This window comes from Flavonifractor sp., assembly GCF_019422385.1.
GTDB lineage: Bacteria > Bacillota > Clostridia > Oscillospirales > Oscillospiraceae > Flavonifractor > Flavonifractor avistercoris.
On the sequence record NZ_JAHZDL010000045.1, the window covers coordinates 1 to 19,924 of the forward strand.

Annotated in this window: 20 protein-coding genes; 4 read left to right on the forward strand and 16 right to left on the reverse strand. The window is 66.7% G+C overall.

Features of this window, described 5'->3' with window-relative positions:
• Positions 1-190: 190 nt before the first annotated feature.
• Positions 191-538, reverse strand: a complete 348-nt coding sequence (locus QZ378_RS07400) for a helix-turn-helix domain-containing protein (RefSeq protein WP_291257823.1) — start codon at positions 536-538, stop codon at positions 191-193.
• A gap of 167 nt (positions 539-705) precedes the next feature.
• Here QZ378_RS07400 and QZ378_RS07405 point away from each other — a divergent pair, with 167 nt between their 5' ends.
• The 3 genes from QZ378_RS07405 (at position 706) to QZ378_RS07415 (ending at position 3,302) form a co-directional block, all read left to right on the forward strand.
• Complete coding sequence (locus tag QZ378_RS07405) at positions 706-1,275, forward strand: hypothetical protein (RefSeq protein ID WP_291257824.1); 570 nt, start codon at positions 706-708, stop codon at positions 1,273-1,275.
• Positions 1,276-1,368: 93 nt separating this feature from the next.
• Positions 1,369-2,043, forward strand: coding sequence for a response regulator transcription factor (locus QZ378_RS07410; protein WP_291257825.1), 675 nt, complete (start codon positions 1,369-1,371; stop codon positions 2,041-2,043).
• Entirely contained in the window at positions 2,040-3,302 is a 1,263-nt protein-coding gene (locus QZ378_RS07415; protein WP_291257826.1) for a HAMP domain-containing sensor histidine kinase, read from the forward strand. Before QZ378_RS07410 ends, QZ378_RS07415 begins: the two co-directional genes overlap by 4 nt.
• A gap of 395 nt (positions 3,303-3,697) precedes the next feature.
• Here QZ378_RS07415 and QZ378_RS07420 read toward each other — a convergent pair whose 3' ends face one another.
• From QZ378_RS07420 to QZ378_RS07455, 8 genes are all read right to left on the reverse strand, one after another.
• Complete coding sequence (locus QZ378_RS07420; protein WP_191379004.1) at positions 3,698-4,243, reverse strand: winged helix-turn-helix domain-containing protein; 546 nt, start codon at positions 4,241-4,243, stop codon at positions 3,698-3,700.
• A 110-nt stretch (positions 4,244-4,353) separates the two neighbouring features.
• Positions 4,354-5,076, reverse strand: coding sequence for a transcriptional regulator (locus tag QZ378_RS07425; protein WP_191379003.1), 723 nt, complete (start codon positions 5,074-5,076; stop codon positions 4,354-4,356).
• A complete protein-coding gene (locus QZ378_RS07430; RefSeq protein ID WP_291257827.1) occupies positions 5,073-6,599 on the reverse strand; it encodes a DUF1538 domain-containing protein in 1,527 nt (508 codons plus the stop codon). Before QZ378_RS07430 ends, QZ378_RS07425 begins: the two co-directional genes overlap by 4 nt.
• A 243-nt stretch (positions 6,600-6,842) precedes the next feature.
• A complete protein-coding gene (locus QZ378_RS07435) occupies positions 6,843-7,757 on the reverse strand; it encodes an ABC transporter permease (protein WP_191379002.1) in 915 nt (304 codons plus the stop codon).
• Positions 7,744-8,703, reverse strand: a complete 960-nt coding sequence (locus tag QZ378_RS07440; RefSeq protein ID WP_087241440.1) for an ABC transporter permease — start codon at positions 8,701-8,703, stop codon at positions 7,744-7,746. Before QZ378_RS07440 ends, QZ378_RS07435 begins: the two co-directional genes overlap by 14 nt.
• Positions 8,704-8,826: 123 nt before the next feature.
• A complete protein-coding gene (locus QZ378_RS07445) occupies positions 8,827-10,401 on the reverse strand; it encodes an ABC transporter substrate-binding protein (RefSeq protein WP_291257828.1) in 1,575 nt (524 codons plus the stop codon).
• An 11-nt stretch (positions 10,402-10,412) separates the two neighbouring features.
• Positions 10,413-12,245 carry a glutamine--fructose-6-phosphate transaminase (isomerizing) gene (gene glmS, locus QZ378_RS07450; protein WP_291257829.1) on the reverse strand — a complete coding sequence of 611 codons (1,833 nt, stop codon included), beginning with the start codon at positions 12,243-12,245 and terminating at the stop codon, positions 10,413-10,415.
• Between the two features lie 149 nt (positions 12,246-12,394).
• The gene (locus tag QZ378_RS07455; protein WP_087241434.1) at positions 12,395-12,676 is read right to left on the reverse strand and encodes a YlmC/YmxH family sporulation protein; all 282 of its coding nucleotides are present in this window, start codon (positions 12,674-12,676) and stop codon (positions 12,395-12,397) included.
• 152 nt (positions 12,677-12,828) lie between these two features.
• Here QZ378_RS07455 and QZ378_RS07460 point away from each other — a divergent pair, with 152 nt between their 5' ends.
• Positions 12,829-13,776 (forward strand): AEC family transporter, encoded by a 948-nt coding sequence (locus tag QZ378_RS07460; protein ID WP_191378998.1) that lies wholly within the window; start codon positions 12,829-12,831, stop codon positions 13,774-13,776.
• Between the two features lie 50 nt (positions 13,777-13,826).
• Here QZ378_RS07460 and QZ378_RS07465 read toward each other — a convergent pair whose 3' ends face one another.
• The 7 genes from QZ378_RS07465 to recA all read right to left on the reverse strand — a co-directional run.
• A complete protein-coding gene (locus tag QZ378_RS07465; RefSeq protein WP_291257830.1) occupies positions 13,827-14,465 on the reverse strand; it encodes a DapH/DapD/GlmU-related protein in 639 nt (212 codons plus the stop codon).
• 91 nt (positions 14,466-14,556) lie between these two features.
• Positions 14,557-16,029, reverse strand: coding sequence for a hypothetical protein (locus QZ378_RS07470; RefSeq protein WP_291257831.1), 1,473 nt, complete (start codon positions 16,027-16,029; stop codon positions 14,557-14,559).
• 41 nt (positions 16,030-16,070) lie between these two features.
• A complete protein-coding gene (gene pgsA / locus QZ378_RS07475; RefSeq protein ID WP_291257832.1) occupies positions 16,071-16,598 on the reverse strand; it encodes a CDP-diacylglycerol--glycerol-3-phosphate 3-phosphatidyltransferase in 528 nt (175 codons plus the stop codon).
• A gap of 7 nt (positions 16,599-16,605) precedes the next feature.
• The gene (gene rimO, locus QZ378_RS07480; RefSeq protein ID WP_291257833.1) at positions 16,606-17,925 is read right to left on the reverse strand and encodes a 30S ribosomal protein S12 methylthiotransferase RimO; all 1,320 of its coding nucleotides are present in this window, start codon (positions 17,923-17,925) and stop codon (positions 16,606-16,608) included.
• A gap of 12 nt (positions 17,926-17,937) precedes the next feature.
• On the reverse strand, positions 17,938-18,513 hold the full coding sequence (locus QZ378_RS07485) for a nitroreductase family protein (protein WP_191378993.1): 576 nt from the start codon (positions 18,511-18,513) through the stop codon (positions 17,938-17,940).
• Positions 18,514-18,573: 60 nt separating this feature from the next.
• Positions 18,574-19,218 (reverse strand): RecX family transcriptional regulator, encoded by a 645-nt coding sequence (locus QZ378_RS07490; protein WP_291257834.1) that lies wholly within the window; start codon positions 19,216-19,218, stop codon positions 18,574-18,576.
• Positions 19,205-19,924, reverse strand: a 720-nt coding sequence (recA, locus tag QZ378_RS07495) for a recombinase RecA (protein ID WP_291257835.1), incomplete at its 5' end; no start/stop codon positions are given. The genes recA and QZ378_RS07490, both read right to left, overlap by 14 nt.

A 19,924-nucleotide genomic window follows, 5' to 3' on the forward strand; every position in this document is an offset into this window, starting at 1 on the left:
CAAAATCCGTCATTTCCGGGGACATGCGCCTCGGAAATGACACTTCTCATGGCGGAAGGGGTGACTTTTTCGTAAGAAAACGAACCTCTTCCGCCATGTGGTCTTTCTCGAAAAAGCGGCAAAGCCGCTTTTTCGACACACTGAGGCGCGCCGCAGAGTCCCGCGGCGCGCCTGCCTTTCTATGCTGTCCTTATACGGTCAATGTTCCATTCCCGCTCCTGGTCTTGTACGCCTCACCCCAGCTCTGCATGGCGTCCAGGACGGGCTTGAGGCTGTACCCCAGCTCGGTGAGGGTGTACTCCACCCGGGGCGGCACCTCCGGGTACACCGTGCGGGTGAGCAGGCCGCTCCCCTCCATCTCCCGAAGCTGGGCGGTGAGCACCTTCTGGCTCACCGTGCCCAGGGACTTTTTCAGCTCCCCGAAGCGCCTGGTGCCCGGCATCAGATCCCGGAGTATGAGCACCTTCCACTTGTCGCTGATCAGGGTCAGCGTGGTCTCCACCGGGCAGGCCGGAAGGGTCTTTGCCTCTGCCGGCATGGTTTCTCCCTCCCCCTTGGTTTCCATTTGGTCTGTACAGCTGCATTTTACCCCAGCCTCCCCACCGGTGTCAAGACGCGGCAGATCCTTTAAGTTCCTTTTGAGTTGGCGTGCTATCCTGTGGGCACCGGGAGACCCCCGGACACCTATGGAATGGAGTGATTCTTTTGAAACGAACCAAATGGCTGGCCCTGGGCCTGTGCGGGGCTTTGCTGCTGGCGGCGCTGACCGCCTGTTCCGCCGATTCCGGCCAGGAGGAGGAGACTGTCAGCCCCACCCCCGAAGAGACGGAGAGCGTATCCGCCACCCCCGCTGCAGAGGAGGAGGACGCCGTCCAGGAGACCGCCGCCCCCGATGAGACGGCAGATGCCGGCCTGACTCTCGCCTTCACCCTGCTGGATGCCGACGGCGCTCCCCTGTCCGACGCCTCGCTCCAGCTCACCATCGGGGAGGATCAGGCGGACTACCCCGCCGAGGAGGACGGCACCCTCACCGTGAGCGGCCTGCCCCGTACGGGCACGGCGGAGCTGGTGCTCACCGACGCCTCCGGGGCGGAGCTGGGCACCCTGGAGCTCCAGCTCTCCGAGGGCTCGCTCACCGACGCGGTGGACAACGGGGACGGCACCGCCTCCCTCACCGTCCTGACCGAATCGGCGGAGGCGGCGATCACCCTCGCCATGGGCGACGGCGGCACCCTGACCTGTTCCCTGACGGCGGCGGAGCCGTCCGCATCATAATATTTGCAAAACGTTCAAGATTTGTCCACAGCCACGGCACAGAATCCGCTTAAACTGGAGCACGATACCTGACCAAAAAAGGAGTCTTGAACCATGCGGATTCTGATCGCCGAGGACGAGCCGGAGCTGGCCGCCGCCCTGGAGGCCATGCTCAAGCGGGAGCACTACTCGGTGGACGTGGTGCACGACGGGGACGACGCCCTGGACTACGGCCTGGCGGAGAACTACGACGGCCTGGTGCTGGACATCATGATGCCCCGGCGGAACGGGCTGGAGGTGCTCCGGCTGCTGCGGGAAAAGGGGGTATCCACCCCCGTGCTCCTGCTCACCGCCAGAAGCGGGGTGGACGACCGCATCCGCGGCCTCAACGCCGGGGCGGACGACTACCTGCCCAAGCCCTTCGACATGGGGGAGCTGGTGGCCCGGGTGCGGGCCCTCACCCGCCGGGGTACCGCCTATACCCCCAGCCAGATGACGGCGGGGGATCTGACCCTCGACCGGGACACCTTCGAGCTGTCCGCCCACGGCGCCTCGGTACGCCTGGGCAACAAGGAGTTCCAGCTGCTGGAGCTGCTCATGCGCCAGCGGGGCGGCTTTTTGTCCACCGAGCAGCTGATGGAGCGCATCTGGGGCTATGAGAGCGAGGCGGAGGTCAACGTGGTATGGGCTTACATCTCCTATCTGCGCCGCAAGCTGGAGGGGCTGCACTCCACCGTGCGCATCACCGTCAGCCGGGGCCGGGGCTACACCCTGGAGGTGGGGGCGTGATCCGCGCCCTCCGCCGCCGCTTCCTGCTCATCGCCATGGCCTCCCTGGCCGGCACCCTGGCCTTGCTCTGCCTGGCCATCAACCTGGGCTACCGGCACATGGTCACCCAGCGGGCTGACGCGGCGGTGGAGATGCTCCACCAGACCGGAGGCGCCTTTCAGATCCCCGACGCGCCGGTGGATCCGGCGGCCCACGGCGGGTTTCAGGTCACCCCGGAGACCCCCTTTGAGACCAGATACTTCATCGTCCACCTGACGGAAAACCGGGAGGTCACCGAGGTGGACGCCGAGCACATTGCCGCCCTGGATCGCCAGATGGTGGTGGAATGGGTGGGCAATATCCTGGACGGAGGAAAGCATTCCGGGTACACCAGCTATTACCGCTACGGCGTCTTTGCCGAGCTCGGCGGCGGCACCACCATCGTGGTGCTGGACTGCTTCCTCCAGCTTCAGGGGGCGGGCGGCGTGCTGCGCATCTCCCTGCTGGCCGCCGGTGTCTGCCTGCTCACCGTGTTCCTGCTGCTGCTCCTCCTCTCCCGGCGGGTCACCCGCCCCTTTGTGGAGAACCTGGAGCGGCAGCGCCAGTTCGTCACCGATGCCTCCCACGAGCTCAAGACCCCCCTTGCCATCATCTCCGCCAACACCGGCCTGCTCTCCGCCTCCCTGGGGGAGAACCAGTGGCTGGAGAGCACCCGGGCCCAGGTGGGGCGGCTGGATCGGCTGATCCAGAACCTGATCGAGCTGGCCCGCACCGAGGAGGCCCTGCCCGACGAGGCCGCCGCCCCCGTGCCCCTGGGACGGGTGGCGGAGCGGGCCCTGGAGGACTTCCGCCCCCTGGCCGAGGCCGCCGGCAAAACCCTGGACGGCCGGATTGAGCCGGAGCTGGTGCTCCCCGGTGTGGAGGACAACCTGGCCCGCCTGTGCGCCCTGCTGCTGGACAACGCGGTCAAGTACTGCGACGAGGGCGGTGCCATCCGTCTTACCCTGGCCCGCCGGGGCCGCTGGACCGTGCTGTCTGTCTCCAACCCCTGCGCCAGGCTGGACGCCGCCCAGCTTCCCCGCCTGTTTGACCGGTTTTACCGGGCGGATTCCTCCCGCGCCCGCAGCAGCGGCGGCTACGGCATCGGCCTGTCCACCGCCCGGGCCATCGTGGCCCGGCACCACGGACGGCTCACCGCCCGCCTCTCCGGCGGCACGGTGACCTTTACCGCCGTCCTCCCCCTCTTTTCCCGCCCGCCAGAGCGGTTTTTACATAGATAGCCAGACCTCCGGCTAAGCCGGAGGCTTGAGCAGGCACTATAAGGGCCTGATACGGACGAAGCCCCTTAAGGGGCCCCGAAAGGTTTGCCGACTGCATTTCTTTCTCGGGCTACCCCTTAAGGGGTTCCTTCTATGCCTTCTTGTTCTCGCGACCCGTAAACGGGTCAACAAACTCTTTTACTATACTTTATCGTAGTTGTGTGGTCGGCAAACCACTTCTACCTTATCAGGGAGTTTTTTCTTTTTCTACTTTCCACCTCGCTATAAGCTATTTTTTACCCCCAGCCTAGCTGGGGGCCTTTGGTGCCACCAAAACAGATTTCCCCCGCCGGGGCCGCGTTGCGCGGGCCCCGGCGGGGGAATTTTTGTGCTGTATCGGGAAGCCGGCAGGATGCTCAGGGCTTCACGTCATCGGCCCGGTAGGCCATCAGGACATACTCCCAGTGCTCCGCCTCCGCCTGGGGGGCTCCGTGAGCCCGGAGATAGTCCTCCACAATCTTCTGAAGCTCAGCCCGCTCCTCCGGCTTCAGGTGGAGGGCGCCGAACTGGAACTGGCGGCAGTCCTCCAGCTCCTTCTCCCCGTGGCTGTAGGCCGCGTGGAGGATGCCCCGGAAAGTGCCGTCCATCATCTGGGCGGCCAAAGCCTCCCGCTCACCCTGGAAGCCGTCCTTGCGGCCCAGATCCAGGCGGATCTCCGCGTCGGCGATCCGGTAGAGGGCCGCGGGGCGGCCGCTGACCGCCACCTGCTCCACAGCGCCCAGCTCCACCAGCCGCTGCAGGTGGGCCTGGGCCGCGCTGGGCGAGAGAAGCATCCGCTCCGCCACGGCGCTGGCCGTCATGGGCCGTGCCGCCCGTCGGAGCAGATGGAGAATATCCTGCCGCACCGGATTGAGCAGAATGCGGAACTGCCGCCTGTCCTTCAGTTCAATGATCTTTGTCATGACGGGCCCTCCCCCTCTCTCCCGGCAGGGCCTCCCCAGCCGCAGCCGGGAGCCCTGCTTCTCTCCTGCGGACAGGCCGCCTGTGCGGGGCCCGCCCCTCTGACAACATCCTACTCCTGCCCCGCCCCGTTGTCAATGGGAGGCTGGAGCCCGATGAGATCGTCCACGGGGAGGGCAAAGAGGATGCCCCTGGCCTCGGTGGTCAGGCCCGCGGAGCGGTTGATGGCCTCCATCAGCGCCTTCTTCTGCGTCTTGGGCGCCAGGATGGCCACCACCTCCTTCTCCGGCTGGAAGGTAAAGCCCAGCACGTTCTCCATGTCCTCCATGCCCACACGGCGGGCGTAGAGAACGGTGCCGCCCCGGGCTCCCTCGCTCCGGGCCGCGTCCATGACGGCGTCCACGCTGCCGTGGTTGACCACCGCCAGAATCAGGGTGTACTGCTTGGTATGCTCCATGTTCTCCGCCTCCTCCGCGCCGTCTTCGGCCAGATATTCTTTTTTGCACAGCACCTGGGGCACCTGGGCGCTCACCGCCGACAGGGGCACCGTGAACAGGATCCCCTGCCCGGGCCGGTGGATCTGGAATTTTTCCGCCGTCAGGCGGAGGATCTTCCCCACGCAGGGCTCCGGCACCAGGGTGAACACCACGTCCTTCTCCGTCTCGGACAGGCCGAAATAGTCCAGGATCCGGGAGCTGGCTGTACCCAGCCCCATGCAGAGATAGTCGAAGTGCAGATGGTGGGCGCGGAACAGACTCACCGCCAGGGCGCCCTTGTCCCGGTCGATGATGGTAACCATCAGCTTGAGCCGGGGCAGCCTGTTTCCGTCTGTCATGCCTCCACCTCCTCGTCATAGTCGATAATGCCGTCCACCAGCTGGATCTCCCGCTCCTCGGCCGGGGTGACCTCCTGGGTGCGGCGCACCTTCCACTGGTAGAACAGGCCCAGCAGCTGGATGGTGATCAGCGGCGTCATGGCCACCATGGCCACCACGCCGAAGGCGTCGGTCAGCACGTCCCGTCCCAGGGCCTCGCAGGCGCCCATGGTCAGGGGCAGCAGGAAGGTGGCCGTCATGGGGCCGGACGCCACTCCGCCGGAGTCAAAGGCGATGCCGGTGAAGATCTTGGGGACGAAAAACATGAGGATCAGGGCGATGGCATAGCCCGGCACCAGCAGGAAGTAGATGGGGATGCCCAGGCACACCCGCAGCATGGCCAGGCCGATGGAGACCGACACGCCGATAGACAGGGCCAGGCCGATGGCCTTCTGGGGAATGGCGCCGCTGGTGACCTCCTCCACCTGTTTGTTGAGCACGTGAACCGCCGGCTCCGCCGCCACAATGAAGTAGCCCACCACCATGCCGATGGGCACCAGGAGCCAGTACACAGGCAGCGACCCCAGGGCACCGCCCAGAAAATAGCCTGCGGGCATGAAGCCCACGTTGACGCCGGTGAGGAACAGTACCAGGCCGATGTAGGTATAGACCATGCCCACGATGATCTTGATCACCGCCCGCTTTTTCAGGCGGATGGAGATCATCTGGAACAGGGCGAAGAACACCACAATGGGCAACAGGCCCAGGGCCACCTCCTCCATATAGGCGGGCAGGCCGTTGAGGAACTCCCGCCCCGCGTCCTGGGAGTCCAGGACGGTGGGGATGTGAAAGGGGGTGTAGGCCACGTCCGTGGACTGAAAGCAGATGCCCAGCACCATGACCGCCAGGATGGGGCCTACGCTGCACATGGCCACCATGCCGAAGTTGTCCTCCTCCCTGCCCTGGATGCTGGCGATGCCGGTGCCCAGCGCCATGATGAAGGGCACCGTGATGGGGCCGGTGGTCACGCCGCCGGAGTCAAAGGCCACCGCCAGAAACTCGTTGGGCACAAAGATGGACAGGAGAAACACCCCGATATAGAGCACCAGCAGGGTGGGCGCCAGGGGGATGTTGAACCGGGTGCGCAGCATGGAGGCCACCAGGAACACACCCACGCCCACCGCCACGGTGAGAATAATGACCAGATCAGGCACGGCGGGCACCTGCTTGGCCAGCACGGTGAGATCCGGCTCGGCGATGGTGACGAACACGCCGATGAGGAAGCACACCACAATGACCATGGGCAGCCTGCTGCCCGGGCCCAGTCTGCGGCCCATCTGCTCGCCGATGGGCACCATGGCCATGTCCGCTCCCAGGGAGAAAAAGCCCATGCCCAGAATCAGCATGGCCGCCCCCAGCAGAAACAGGAGCATCGTCCCGTTGGGCATGGGGGTCAATGTAAAGCTGAGAATCAGCACAATCACCGTGACCGGGAGCACCGAGGTCAGGGATTCCGAAATCTTTTCCTTGAGTTTTTTCCGCATGGATTCACCTCTCTTTTCATTTAGGCGCTGTTCAGCCGCCCCGTTCCTTGCCTGTATCCTTCTTCTGCCTGTATCGCATCCATATCCCACACCCCCCTCAAAAAAAGGCGGCCTCTGGTCCTTTCCTGGGCCAAGGTCGCCTTCCTCAGTAAGTCTGTTATTATTTTAACAGACTTACCCCGCTATTTTGTGAACGAATTGTTAAGTTTCAGATTAGAAAGAATTTAATCCCGAAAAATAGGGCTAATATTTCGGGATTCCGTTACTTTTTACCCGGCATGGCCGCTTTCCGTCCTGTCCCGCCCGCCCGCGGGGATCCAGGGCGTCCCGCAGGCCGTCCCCCACACCCTGGAGGCAGAACACCGTGAGCAGCATACACGCCGCCGGCGGCACCCACACCCAGGGCCGGCCCGCCAGCACGGGCAGGCTGACGGCGTATTGGATCAGGCTGCCCCAGGAGGCCTGGGGGGTGCGGATGCCCACGCCCAGAAAGCTGAGGCTGGACTCGGACAGGATGGCCCGGCCCGCCCGCAGGGGGAAGGCGCACCACACCGGCGAGATCACATTGGGCAGCACATTGCGCCGGAGGATCCGCCCCGTCCGCCCCCCCAGGGCCCGGGCCGCCAGAACGTACTCCTGCTCCCGGACGGAGAGGGTGTTGCCGTACACCAGCCGGGCGATGTCCGTCCAGCCCAGCAGGCCCAGCACCAGCACCAGGTTGACCGCCGACGGCCCCGCCAGGGTCACCAGGCAGAGCACCAGCACAATACTGGGAAAGCTCTGGAGCACGTCGGCCAGGCGCATGAGCCAGAACTCCCACGCCCCCCGGCGGTAGCCCGCCAGCAGGCCCAGGGGCACCCCCACCAGGACACTGAGGGCCGCCGAGCACAGCCCCACCGCCAGGGACACCCGGCCGCCGCATACCAGCCGCGCCAGCAGATCCCGCCCCACGTCGTCGGTGCCCAGGGGATGGGCGGCGGAGGGGGGCGCCCAGAAGCCCGCCGCCAGATCGCTGGTGTAGGGATCCAGCCCCAGCAGCGGGGGCAGCAGCAGCACCGCCAGCAGCTCCGCCGCCAGGACGGCCAGGCAGAACACCGCCCGCCGATCCCGCAGGAGCCTGGCCCAGGGGCTGCGCCCCTCCGCTCTACCCCTTCTCATAGCGCACCCGGGGATCGGCCAGCCCGTAGACCAGATCCAGCAGCAGATTGGTGAGGAGCACAGTGAGGGCGATCACCACCGTCACCCCCATGACCACGGCGTCGTCCCGGCTGTCGATGCCGTCAAAGAGCAGGCTGCCCATGCCCGGCCAGCCGAACACCCGCTCCACCACCACCGAGCCGCCGATGATGTGGGGGATGTGGCTCAGGATGGTGGTGAGCACCGGCAGCAGCGACCCCCGGAAGGCGTGGCGCACCATCACCGCCCCCTCTTTCAGGCCCTTGGCCCGGGCAGTGAGGATGTAGTCCTCCCCCAGCCCCTCCAGGCAGGCGGCCCGGGTCTGCTTCACCAGCTCCCCCACGCCGCTGAGGCACACCACCCCGGCGGGGAGCACCAGGTGGCGGAGCAGATCCCCCATCCCGGTGAACACCCCGTATTCATACATGCCCTGGGCGGGCAGCCAGCCCAGGAAGACCGAGAACACCAGGATCCCCACCAGGCAGAGGAAGAAGCCCGGCACCCCGAAGCTGAGCAGGGACAGGGCGGATGCGGCCTTGTCCCAGGCCGAACCGGGCTTCCAGGCCGCCAGTATCCCCAGGGGGAGGGCGATGGCGACAGCCAGCAGCACCCCCGTCCCCGTCAGCAGCAGGGAGGGGCCCACCCGCTGGGCGATCAGCCCGGCCACGTCCTTCCCCGTCAGGTAGGACTCCCCCAGATCACCCCGGAGCAGGCCGGAGAGCCAGTCCAGGTACTGGACGGGCAGGGGCCTGTCCAGGCCGAGAGACGCCTCCAGCGCCGCCTTGTCGGCGGCGCTGGAGGCACTCCCCTCCCCCATCAGATCCAGCACCGAGCCCGCGGCCAGGTGGAGCATCCCGAAGACCAGCAGGGTGATGCCCAGAAAGACGGGGATTGCCGTCAGCAGACGGCGGCGAATATAGCGTCCCATAGCTTGATTCCTCCTGCACTTCCGGCCTCTCTCGGGAGGCACGGGCCGTATGGGCCGGCCCTACGGAGGTTTTCTCTTCTGTTTCGATTTCTGACAAATAACGCATGCAGAGCGCGCCGGCCCTCATCCCCGGTACTCCCAGTCCCACACGTTCTCGTTGGAGAAGGTGGAGGAGGGGTAGTCGATGCCGTCCACCGTGGGGGACTGGACGTGGAGGGTGCGGCTGAACCACAGGGGGATGAAGGGCCGCTCCTGGGCCAGGAAGGCCTGGAACTCCGTCACCAGGGCCTGCCGCCGGGTCTGGTCGGCCTCCCCCTGGATGGCGGAGATATAGTCCGTGTAGGGGGTGAGATCCGCCACGTGGAAGATGTTGTTGCCCTCGGCAAACCGGCTGGCGGTGAACCACAGGGGCAGGGCGCCAGGGGTGTGGCTGGCGATGGCCATGTCGTACTTCCCGTCCGCCATGCCGGCAAACAGGGTGGCGGAGTCCACCGTCTCAATGACAACAGCGACCCCCGCCTCGGCCAGCTCCTGCTGCATGAGGGCGGCCAGGCCGGAGCGGTTGGAGGTGCAGGCCAGGGTGTAAGTCCGGCCGTCATAGCCCCCCTGCTCCAGCAGGGCCTTCGCCCCCTCCACGTCCCGGCTCCAAGTCAGGCCGCTGTCATACCCCGTGCCGGGGGTGAGATCCGAGGCCGCCGGCTCCCCCAGGCCCTGGGCCGACTGGAGGCACAGGGCCTCCTTGTCCAGGGCCAGATCGATGGCCCGGCGGATGGCCGCGCTGGGGATGGTCTCGTTGTTGAGCATCAGCTCGTAGAAGTAGTTGGGCACCGTGCCCTCCGCCACCGTCAGGCCCGCCTCCTCAGCCACCTGGGCGTCCTCCACCGACACGTTGCCGCCGAAAGCGTAGTAGTCCAGATCCCCGGCGATCAGGGAGGTGAGCAGGTTGGACTTGTCGATGACCCGGATCACCAGCTGGTCAAAGCCGGGCGCCCCCAGCTGGTAGTCCTTGTTGGCCTCCAGCACCAGCTGGCTGCCCGGGGTCTCGGAGACGAATTTGCAGGGGCCGGAGCCGATGGGCTTGTCCCACAGCTCCAGATCCATGAGCTGTGACGGCTCCACCCCCTCCAGCAGGTGGGTGGGCAGCACGTAGTACTCCCGGTTCCTGTCCAGCAGGAAGTCCTCCGGGGTGGTGGGGGTCTTGAAGGTGAGCCTGAGGGTGTAGTCGTCCACCGCCTCCGCCCCCAGGGCCTCCCCCTCCACCGCCGCGCCGTTGTCGTCGGTGCCGGCGAGCACGGAGAAGGCCGCGCGGCCCAGGGTGGGGCAGTCCGGGTCGGTCAGCAGGGCGATGGTGTCCGCCCAGTGCTCCGCCGTCACCGGGGTGCCGTCGTGGAAGGCCGCCCCCTGATCCAGGTGGAACAGGACGGCATAGCCGCCGTCGGCGCTCTCCCAGGACTCGGCCCCCCGGGGATCCAGGGCGCCGTCGGCGTGGACGTAGGCCAGGCGGTCGTAAATCTTGTCGTAGATGATGCGGGAGTAGTTGCTCCCCGACGGGCTGTTGTAGGGCATCAGGGAATCCCACGCGTTGGACAGGCCGCAGCGCACCACGGCCTGCGCCCCCGCGTCCTCTCCCCCGCCGCCGCAGGCGGACAGGGAGAGAGCCAGGAGCAGGGCCAGAACCAGAGTAAACAGCTTCTTCAATTCGCTTCTCCTCACTCCACAGTCACCGACTTGGCAAGATTTCTGGGCTTATCGATGTCACACCCCCGCTGGAGGGCCACGTAGTAGGCAAAGAGCTGCATGGGCACCACATCCAGGACGGGCAGCAGCACGGGGTGGGTGTCGGGCACGGGGATCACGTGATCCACCGTCTTGGCCATGTCCGCCGCCCGGGAGGCCACGGTGAGGCCCAGTACGTCGGCCCCCCGGCTCTTGACCTCCACCACATTGCTCATGGTCTTTTCAAAGAGCTTGCCGTAGCTGGCCAGGGCCACCACCAGGGTGCCCGGCTCGATGAGGGAGATGGTGCCGTGCTTCAGCTCTCCGGCGGCGTAGGCCTCGGAGTGGATGTAGGAGATCTCCTTCAGCTTCAGAGAGCCCTCCATGCCGATGGCGTAGTCCACGTTGCGGCCGATGAAGAAGATGGAGGGGTGGTTGAAGTAGAGGGAGGCGAAATACTGGATGTCCGCCCGGTTGTCCAGAATCTGCTCCAGCTTGTCGGGGATGGTCTGGAGCTCCGCCAGGATGGCGTCGTACTCCGCCTGTTCCAGGGTGCCCAGCTTTTCCGCGCAGTACAGGCCGATGAGGTACACCACCGCCAGCTGGGTGGAGAAGGCCTTGGTGGTGGCCACGGCGATCTCCGGCCCGGCCCAGGTGTAGAGCACGTCGTCGCTCTCCCGGGCGATGGTGGAGCCCACCACGTTGACGATGGACAGCACCCGGGCCCCCAGCCGCCGGGCCTCCCGCATGGCGGCCAGGGTGTCCACCGTCTCGCCGGACTGGCTGATCACCAGGGCCAGGGTCTTGTCGGTGACGATGGGGTCGCAGTAGCGGAACTCGGAGGCCAGGGTCACCTCCACCGGCTTGCGCAGCAGCCGCTCCAGGGTGTACTTGGCCACCATGCCCACGTGGTAGGAGGAGCCGCAGGCGATGACATACAGCTTGTCCATCTCCCGCAGGTAGTCCGCCTCCAGGCTCAGGCCGTCCAGCGCCACCTTCCCCTGCAGGATGCGGGGGGAGATGGTCTTGCGGAAGGCCTCGGGCTGCTCCATGATCTCCTTGGCCATGAAGTGCTCATACCCGCCCTTCTCGGCGGCGGAGATCTCCCAGTCCACGTGGTGGTGCTCCTTCTCCACCGGGCGGAGGTAGGCGTCGTACACCCACAGGTGGTCGGCGGTGAGCTCGGCGATCTCCCCGTCGTCCAGGTAGCACACGTCCCGGGTGTACTTGATCAGGGCGGTTACATCGGAGGCCAGGAAGTGGGCTCCGTCTCCAAAGCCCAGGATCAGGGGGCTGTCCTTCCGGGCGGCGATGAGCCGGTCGGGACAGTCGGCGCTGAGGATGCCCAGGGCGTAGGCCCCCTGAATCAGACCCAGCACCTTCCCCACCGTCGCCAGAATGTCCCCGTCGTAGTAGTACTCCAGCAGCTGGGCCACCACCTCGGTGTCGGTCTGGGAAACGAAGGTGACCCCCTCCGACTCCAGAAACTCCCGCAGCTCCATATAGTTTTCGATGATGCCGTTGTGCACCACGGCAAAGCGGCCGCTCTCGCTGACCTGGGGGTGGGAGTTCACGTCCGAGGGCTCCCCGTGGGTGGCCCAGCGGGTGTGGCCCAGGCCGATGGCGCCGTGGACAGTTCTGCCCCCCTCCACCAGCTCATACAGCACCTGAAGCCGGCCCTTGGCCTTGGCCACCTGCAGGCCCTCCTGCTCCCCGTAAACCGCGATGCCCGCGGAGTCATAGCCCCGATATTCCAGCCGGGCCAGGCCGTCCAGCAGAATGGGGGCGGCCTCCTCCCGGCCAACAAATCCGACAATACCGCACATTGGGATGTACCTCCTGGTTTGATACTCTAAATCAGCAGTATACCACGTCCTGCCAATCCCCGCAACCTCATCCTGCCCTGTTTTTGTCAACCTGCCTTGTTTTCTGTCAACCCGACTGAGAGCACCGGGGAGGCGCCGTTCCGCTCTGGTCAAAGGGCGCCGCTCTGCCGACGCCCCCGGCCGATGCGCCCCATGGGGCCGCCCTCCACCAGGATGATGTCCGCGCCGATGCGGCGCACCGCCTCCCAGGGTACCACCGTGTCCTCCTCCCGGCCCAGCAGGCCGAAGAGCCGCAGCCGCCCCGGCACCACCAGGGCCCTCACCTGCCCCGTCTCCAGATCCACCTCCGCGTCCCCCACGTAGCCGTATCGGCTGCCGTCGGTGACGTTGATCATCTCCTTGTACCGTAGCTCGGAAACCCGGCACAGCACGGCGCATCCCTCCCCTTCCCTCTACCTCTATGCACGCCGCGGCCTGTCCCATGCCCCTTACCCCGCGGTAACCGTCTTGTTTCCCCGCCCGGATGGGACTATAATACCTATTGCGCGCATACTCGAATCGGAACGCACAGGGGGATTCTCAAATGCTGGACAATCTGATCTACTGCCTCAACGCCACCGTGCCCATCTTCCTGATGATGCTGCTGGGCATGCTCTTCCGGCGGATGGGCTTTTTCGACCAGGCCTTCGCGGACAAGCTCAACAGCTATGTGTTCAAGATCGGCCTGCCGGTGATGCTCTTTAAGGATCTGGTGGAATCCGACTTCTTCTCTGTGTGGGACGCCCCCTTCGTCCTCTACTGCTTCCTGGCCACCCTCCTGTCCATCCTCCTCACCGCCGCCGTCAGCCTGTTCTGGAAAGACCGCTCCCTCCGGGGGGAGTTTGTCCAGGTGGGCTACCGCAGCAGCATCGCCCTGCTGGGTGCCGCCTTCCTGGAGAACCTGTACGGCAACGCCGGGGCGGCCAGCCTGGTGATCATCGGCGCGGTGCCCCTGTACAACGTGGCGGCGGTGCTGGTGCTCTCCCTCTCCAGCCCACAGCAGAGCGGCGTCAACCGGGCGGCCCTGAAAAAGGCCTGCAAGGGCATTGTCACCAACCCCATTATCCTGGGCATCGTGGTCGGCCTGGTGTGGACTCTGCTGCGCATCCCCGAGCCGCTGATCATGGAGAAGACGGTGAACAGCATCTCCGCCACCGCCACCCCCCTGGGCCTCATGGCCCTGGGCGCCTCCTTCGATCTGAAAAAGGCCCTGGGCCGCTGGAAGCCGGCCGTGGCCGCCACCGCGGTCAAGCTGGTGGTGCTGGCCGCCGTGTTCCTCCCCGCCGCCGTGGCCATGGGCGCCCGGGACGACAAACTGGTGGCCGCCCTGGCCATGCTGGCCAGCCCCACCACCGTCAGCAGCTTTGTCATGGCCCGCAGCATGGGCCACGAGGGCACTCTCACCTCCAGCACCGTCATGCTCACCACCCTGTTCAGCATCTTTACCCTCACCCTCTGGCTCTACATCCTGCGCACCATGGGGCTCATCTGACCAGATACAGGAAACCGCACGGCCGCTTCCGCAGCCGTGCGGTTTTTGTCTCATTTTTCCGGGGCTCCTGGGTCGTACTTGGCGCAGAAGGCCTCCACGTCGTCAAAGTCCCGCAGGCGCTCCCCCAGGGTCTCATGGCTCCAGTCCCACCAGCGGATGCGCTCCAGAGCGGCAATGAGCTCCGGCGGATAGCGCCAGCCGATGTGCCGGGCCGGAACGCCGCCCACGATCTCATAGGGGGCCACGTCGTGGGTCACCACCGCCCCGGCCCCCACCACCGCGCCGTCGCTGATGGTGACGCCCCCCATGATCACCGCGTTGTGGCCCAGCCACACGTCGTTCCCGGTGGCCACCCGGTTCTGCCGCCGCCAGGCGATCAGTCCGTCGTCATCGGGGCCCAAGCCGTAGTGGGAGCAGCGGTAGGTGAAGTGGTGGGCCGCCGCCCGGAACTTGGCCGGGTGCTGCACCGGGTTGATGCGCACGCCGGTGGCGATGGAGTTGAACCTGCCCAGCGCGGCATAGATCACGTCATTACAGCCGAAGCAGTAGGTGTAGTCCCCCACCTCTGTCTCCTCCAGCACGCAGTGGTCGCCGATCTCCACATACCGTCCGAAGGTGCAGTTCACCGTCCGGCTGGTGGGGTGGATCAGGGGCGCGTCCGGGCTGAGGGCCCGGGTAAAGTCCAGCATGGCGTTTCCTCCTTTTCTCTTTTCCGCGGCGGGCCGCCGCGCAAAGCGCCCCCGTCCGCCGTCCGGCGGCCGAGGGCGCGGCTTTCTCCCCTTACAGGGGGTCGATGGTCTGGGTGCAGCTGCCGGCGGCCAGGTTCACCGTGTACCGGTAGACGCCCGCCCTGTGGATCTCGCCGCCCGTCTGGTCAGCCAGGGCCGTGTCAAAGCGGTAGGAGTAGGTCAGGGTCCCCCCGTCGGCGCTGAGCTCCAGGGTGTCCGGCGCCCGGCCGGTATCGGCGTAGGTGGTCCCCGCCGCCGTGGTCTCGGTGTCGGTCAGGGGGAGGGGCAGCTCCCGCCGGGTCCCCGCCTGCTGGGTCCCGCCCGCCTTGTAGACCAGGTAGAGCTCGTAATCCACGGCCTCACGGATCACGCTGCCCGCGGCGTCCGTATTGCGCAGGGTCCTGTGGCACAGCACCACCGTGCAGGCGGGGGCGTCCAGGGTCCGCTCCACGGTGTAGCCCTGCCCGTCAAACCAGGAGAGGGTCTCGTCCAGAGAGAGGGGCTCCAGCGCCTCCTCCACCGCGCCGGTGGTCAGATCCACGGTGTAGCGGTAGGTGCCCGCCTCGTGCCAGACCCGGCCGTCGCTGACCAGGGGCTCGTCAAAGCGGTAGGCGTAGGTGAGGACGGTCTGGTCATCGCTGAGCGCCCACTCCTCGGGGAGCCGGGTGGCGCCCCAGGCATTTTCGGCCGCCAGGGGCAGCTCCACCGTCGTCCCCTCCCCGGGGAGGGAGCCAGCCTTAAAAATCAGGTACATGGCGGCATAGGAGCCGTGGGGCGTCCCGCCCACGCTGCCGGCCACGACGGTGCAGGCCGGGGTCTCCACTTGCCGCTCCACGGTGAAAAAGTCCTGGCCGGTGACGGCCTCCAGGGCCTCCCCATAGCTCATGGGCGCAGGGAAGGCGGCCGCGAAGGCCTCCTCCGTGAAGGCCCCGGCGGCGATGAGGGCGTCGGCCAGGGTGGCCGTCTCCCCCTTCCGGCCGGCCCGGAGGGCGGCGGCGGTGACCTCCGCCACGTCCCCCCGGGTGAAGTTCTCCCGGTCCACCCCGGCGGGGAGCAGGCCCGCCGTCTCCGCCAGGGCCCAGGGGTCGTCATAGGTGAAGTCCCCGCCCTCCCCCTCCGTATAGCCCAGGGCGCGGAGCATGAAGGTGAGGTACATCCCGCAGGTGGCGGTGGTCTCCGACCCGAAGGCGGTCTCCGACACCCCCCGGGTGAGGCCCTCCCCGTAGGCGTAGGACACATAGCCGTCGGCCCAGGCGGGCACGTCGGCGAAGGGGTGGGTCTTCCCCATGGCCTCGGCGGCCTCCCCGGCCCCCAGGGCCCGGACCAGCATGGTGACGGCCTCCACCCGGCTGGGGGCCCGGTCCAGGCCGAAGTCGGGGCCGCCGTCCGCCCCGGACCCCACTCCCTTGAAAAGCCCCAGATCATAGAGGCCCCGGGCGGCGGTCTCCTCCGCCGGGGTCTCCGCCGCCAGGGCGGGGGTGGTCAGCAGGCCCGCGGCCAGCAGCAGCGCCAGCACTCGTCTCATAGAAGCTTCCTCCTTGTCTGCGTGCCGGGCGGCCGCCCGGGCTACATGTTTTTCCAGTCGATCACATCCCGGTTCTTGACAAAGTACTCCACGCCGGAGTAGACCGTGGTAGCCAGGATCACCACCGTGCAGAGCACGTCCAGCCAGGGCCGGGCGAAGACCAGCATGAGGCAGATGCACACCATGGTGGAGGCGGTCTTGATCTTCCCCGACCAGGCCGCGGCGATCACCCGCCCCCGCTCCACAGCGATGAGGCGCAGGGCGGTGACGGCAAACTCCCGCGCCACCACCACCAGCATGGCCCAGGCGGGCAGGCGGCCCGCCTCCACAAACCACAGCAGGGCGGACATCACCAGCAGCTTATCCGCCAGGGGATCCATGAACTTGCCGAAGTCGGTGACCTGGTTGTAGTGGCGGGCGATGTAGCCGTCGATGAAGTCGGTGACGCTGGCCAGGATGAAGATCACCAGGGCGAAGACCCTGTGGAAGGGGATGGGGAGGTAGAGCAGCACCAGAAACACCGGGATGAGAATCACCCGGAGCATGGTCAGCTTGTTGGCGGTATTCAAAGTCGTGTCACTCCTCTATCTCGCCGGTGAGATCGCCGTCGCTGGTACCGGTGATGCGGACATTGACAAAGGTGCCGGCGGGCACCAGGTCGGCGGCGGTGAAGAACACCCTGCCGTCCACGTCGGGGGAGTCGGCATAGGAGCGGCCGGCGTAGCAGCCCATCTCCGGGTCGAAGCCCTCGCAAAGCACCTCCAGGGTCTCCCCCAGGCGGCTCTCGTTGTAGGCGTCCATCACCCGGGACTGGAGCTCCACCAGCAGCTCCACCCGGCGGGCGGCCGTCTCCGGCTCTACCTGGTTTTCCATGACGGCGGCGGGGGTGCCCTCCTCCGGGGAGAACTGGAAAATGCCCGCCCGCTCGATGCCGGCGTCCTGCAGGAATTCGCACAGCTCCTCGAACTCCGCCTCCCCCTCGCCGGGCAGGCCGCAGATCAGGGAGGTGCGCAGCACCAGGCCGGGCAGACGCTGCCGCAGCTTGTTCAGCAGGGCGATAATCTCCGCCTTGGTGGAGCGGCGGTTCATGGCCTTCAGGATCCCGTCATTGATATGCTGGAGGGGTATGTCGATATACTTGAGGATCTTGTGCTCCCGGGCGATCACGTCGATCAGGTCGTCGTCCACCTCGTCGGGGTACAGATAGTGCAGGCGGATCCAGTGGAAGGGCAGCTTGCACAGCTCGGTGAGCAGCTCCCCCAGCCGGCGGCGGCCATAGAGATCGGTGCCGTAGCGGGTGATGTCCTGGGCGATGACAATCAGCTCCTGCACCCCCCGGTCGGCCAGGGCCTTGGCCTCGGCGAGCAGTGACTCCATGCTCCGGCTGCGGTAGCGGCCCCGGAGATAGGGGATGATGCAGTAGGAGCAGCGGTTGTCGCAGCCCTCGGCGATCTTCAGATAGGCGGTGTAGGGCGGCGTGGACACCACCCGGGCCCCGTCCTCCTCCGTGTGGTCGATGTCGCCGAAGCGGCGGGGATGGCCGCCGGCGGTCACCTCCTCCAGGGCGGAGACGATATCGGTGTAGCTGCCGGTGCCCAGCACGCCGTCCACCTCGGGCATCTCCTGCTCCAGCTCACTCTGATACCGCTGAGACAGGCAGCCGGCCACCAGCAGCTTGCCCAGCTTGCCCGCGTCCTTCAGAGCGGCCAGCTCCAGGATATTCTGGATGGCCTCGCTCTTGGCGGAGTCGATGAAGCCGCAGGTGTTGAGCACCGCCACGTCCGCCCCCTCCGGGTCGGACACCAGCTCATACCCGGCATCCCGGGTCAGGGCCATCATCTGTTCGGTATTGACCAGATTCTTGGCGCAGCCCAGGGAGATAAATGCAACCTTCAATGAAATGTCTCCTTATACAATCGTGTAGCGCCCATCCCGTCTGGGGGGCATCTTGGGGGCCTGGTCGGGGTAGCCCAGGGTGACCATGGCCACAAACTCCCCCTTGTCGGGGGCAAAGCGCTCCCGGAGGGCCGGGCCGAAGCCCATGCGCTGGGGCGCCGACAGCCAGCAGGAGCCGATGCCCTTATCCCACGCCGCCAGCAGCAGGTTTTCCAGCGCGGCGGACACGGACTGCATGGCCCCGTCCCGGTCGGGGTAGTCCGGCTTGAGGAAAAAGGCCAGCACGCACACCGGCGCACCCCCCAGGGTGGTCAGGAAGCGGTTGGTGATGCCGATCTGCTCCGGGTTGCGGGAAAACCGCTCCTCCAGCACGGACTGGAACTTCTCCGCCACGCCCCCCATGACGGCCTTCACCTCGTCCAGGGCCTCCGGACTCTGCACCGCCACGAAGTACCAGTGCTGCATATTGACTGCGGAGGGGGCAGACAGGCCGGCCTCCAGGATCTCCTTCAGATCTTCCTCAGAAATGGGATCGGGCTTGTAGCGCCGGATGCTCCGGCGGGTCAGCAGGGCCTCTCTCGCCTCCATGGCGGTGCTCCTTTCTCCGTTCATTTCTTATGAAATACCCGGCCGGCGGGAAGCCGGCTTTTACTCCTCCGGCTCCGCGCCCAGACGGCGCAGGCCGGCGCTGATGTCCTCCCACCGGAAGCCCCGGCGGGCCAGGGCGTCGGACAGGCGCTTGCGCACCTTGGGGTCGGACAGCTCCGCCCACCGCAGCTTTTTCCGCAGAAAAGCGTCTATGGCCTCCGCCGGGTCGTCCATGCCCTCCAGGGCCGTGTCCCAGTGCTCCCGGGGCACACCCCGGCGGCGCAGCTCCTCCCTGGCCCGGGCGGAGCCGTAGCCCCTGGCGGCACAGTGCTCCGCCACCATGCGGGCATACTCCTTGTCGTTCAGGTAGCCCAGCCCCTCCAGCCAGTCGGCCGCCTGCCCGGCGGTTTCCGCATCGCACAGGGGCCCCTTTTCCGGGTTCCGGGGGCGGGCGGTGAGCTTGTCCACCAGCTCCTTCCGGGACATGGGCCGGGCGGCGAGTAGCTCCAGGGCCTTCTCCTTCACCCGGGTCAGCCGGGCGGCGGCGGTGAGGGCCTCCAGCGTCTCGGCATCCAGCTCCACGCCGGTGCCCAGGCCGAAGGACACCACCTCCCCCTCCCCGATGGTCAGCAGGGTGCCGTCCTCCAGCTGGCAGAGCCAGCGGCCCTCCACGCGGGCAGATGGGGAAAGCTTACTGATCCGCATCCTCGAAGTCCTCGGCGGACACGTCTACCGCGCGGCCGGCCGCCTTGGCGGCGGCCCGGGCCTGGCTGCTCATCAGCTTGTAGGAGTTCCTGCGGATGTCGGCCTCCAGCTGGTCGCACACCTCCGGGTTGTCCCGCAGGTACTGCTTGGCCGCGTCCCGGCCCTGGCCCAGGCGGGTCTCCCCCATGGCGAACCAGGAGCCCGACTTCTGCACCAGATCCAGCTTTGTGGCCAGATCCAGGATCTCGCCCACCTTGGAGATGCCCTCGCCGTACATGATGTCAAACTCCGCCTCCTTGAAGGGGGGAGAGACCTTGTTCTTCACCACCTTGGCCCGGGTGCGGTTGCCGATGATCTCCGAGCCGCTCTTGAGGGCCTCAATGCGCCGCACATCGATGCGCACCGAGGCGTAGAACTTCAGGGCCCGGCCGCCGGTGGTCACCTCCGGGTTGCCGTACATGACGCCCACCTTCTCCCGGAGCTGGTTGATGAAGATCACCACGCAGTTGGTCTTGGAGATGCAGCCGGCCAGCTTGCGCAGAGCCTGGCTCATGAGCCGGGCCAGCAGGCCCACGTGGGAGTCGCCCATGTCGCCCTCGATCTCCGCCCGGGGGGTCAGGGCCGCCACCGAGTCCACCACCACCACGTCGATGGCGCCGGAGCGCACCAGGGCCTCGCAGATCTCCAGGCCCTGCTCGCCGGTGTC

Bases quoted from the DNA above. Each gene is read 5' to 3' on its own strand.
- QZ378_RS07485 (WP_191378993.1), bottom strand. From the start codon at position 18,513: ATGGAGGCGAGAGAGGCCCTGCTGACCCGCCGGAGCATCCGGCGCTAC.
- QZ378_RS07460 (WP_191378998.1), top strand. From the start codon at position 12,829: ATGCTGGACAATCTGATCTACTGCCTCAACGCCACCGTGCCCATCTTC.
- QZ378_RS07410 (WP_291257825.1), top strand. From the start codon at position 1,369: ATGCGGATTCTGATCGCCGAGGACGAGCCGGAGCTGGCCGCCGCCCTG.
- QZ378_RS07420 (WP_191379004.1), bottom strand. From the start codon at position 4,243: ATGACAAAGATCATTGAACTGAAGGACAGGCGGCAGTTCCGCATTCTG.
- QZ378_RS07425 (WP_191379003.1), bottom strand. From the start codon at position 5,076: ATGACAGACGGAAACAGGCTGCCCCGGCTCAAGCTGATGGTTACCATC.
- QZ378_RS07465 (WP_291257830.1), bottom strand. From the start codon at position 14,465: ATGCTGGACTTTACCCGGGCCCTCAGCCCGGACGCGCCCCTGATCCAC.
- QZ378_RS07435 (WP_191379002.1), bottom strand. From the start codon at position 7,757: ATGAGAAGGGGTAGAGCGGAGGGGCGCAGCCCCTGGGCCAGGCTCCTG.
- glmS (WP_291257829.1), bottom strand. From the start codon at position 12,245: ATGTGCGGTATTGTCGGATTTGTTGGCCGGGAGGAGGCCGCCCCCATT.
- QZ378_RS07490 (WP_291257834.1), bottom strand. From the start codon at position 19,218: ATGCGGATCAGTAAGCTTTCCCCATCTGCCCGCGTGGAGGGCCGCTGG.
- QZ378_RS07440 (WP_087241440.1), bottom strand. From the start codon at position 8,703: ATGGGACGCTATATTCGCCGCCGTCTGCTGACGGCAATCCCCGTCTTT.
- QZ378_RS07430 (WP_291257827.1), bottom strand. From the start codon at position 6,599: ATGCGGAAAAAACTCAAGGAAAAGATTTCGGAATCCCTGACCTCGGTG.
- QZ378_RS07400 (WP_291257823.1), bottom strand. From the start codon at position 538: ATGCCGGCAGAGGCAAAGACCCTTCCGGCCTGCCCGGTGGAGACCACG.
- QZ378_RS07470 (WP_291257831.1), bottom strand. From the start codon at position 16,029: ATGAGACGAGTGCTGGCGCTGCTGCTGGCCGCGGGCCTGCTGACCACC.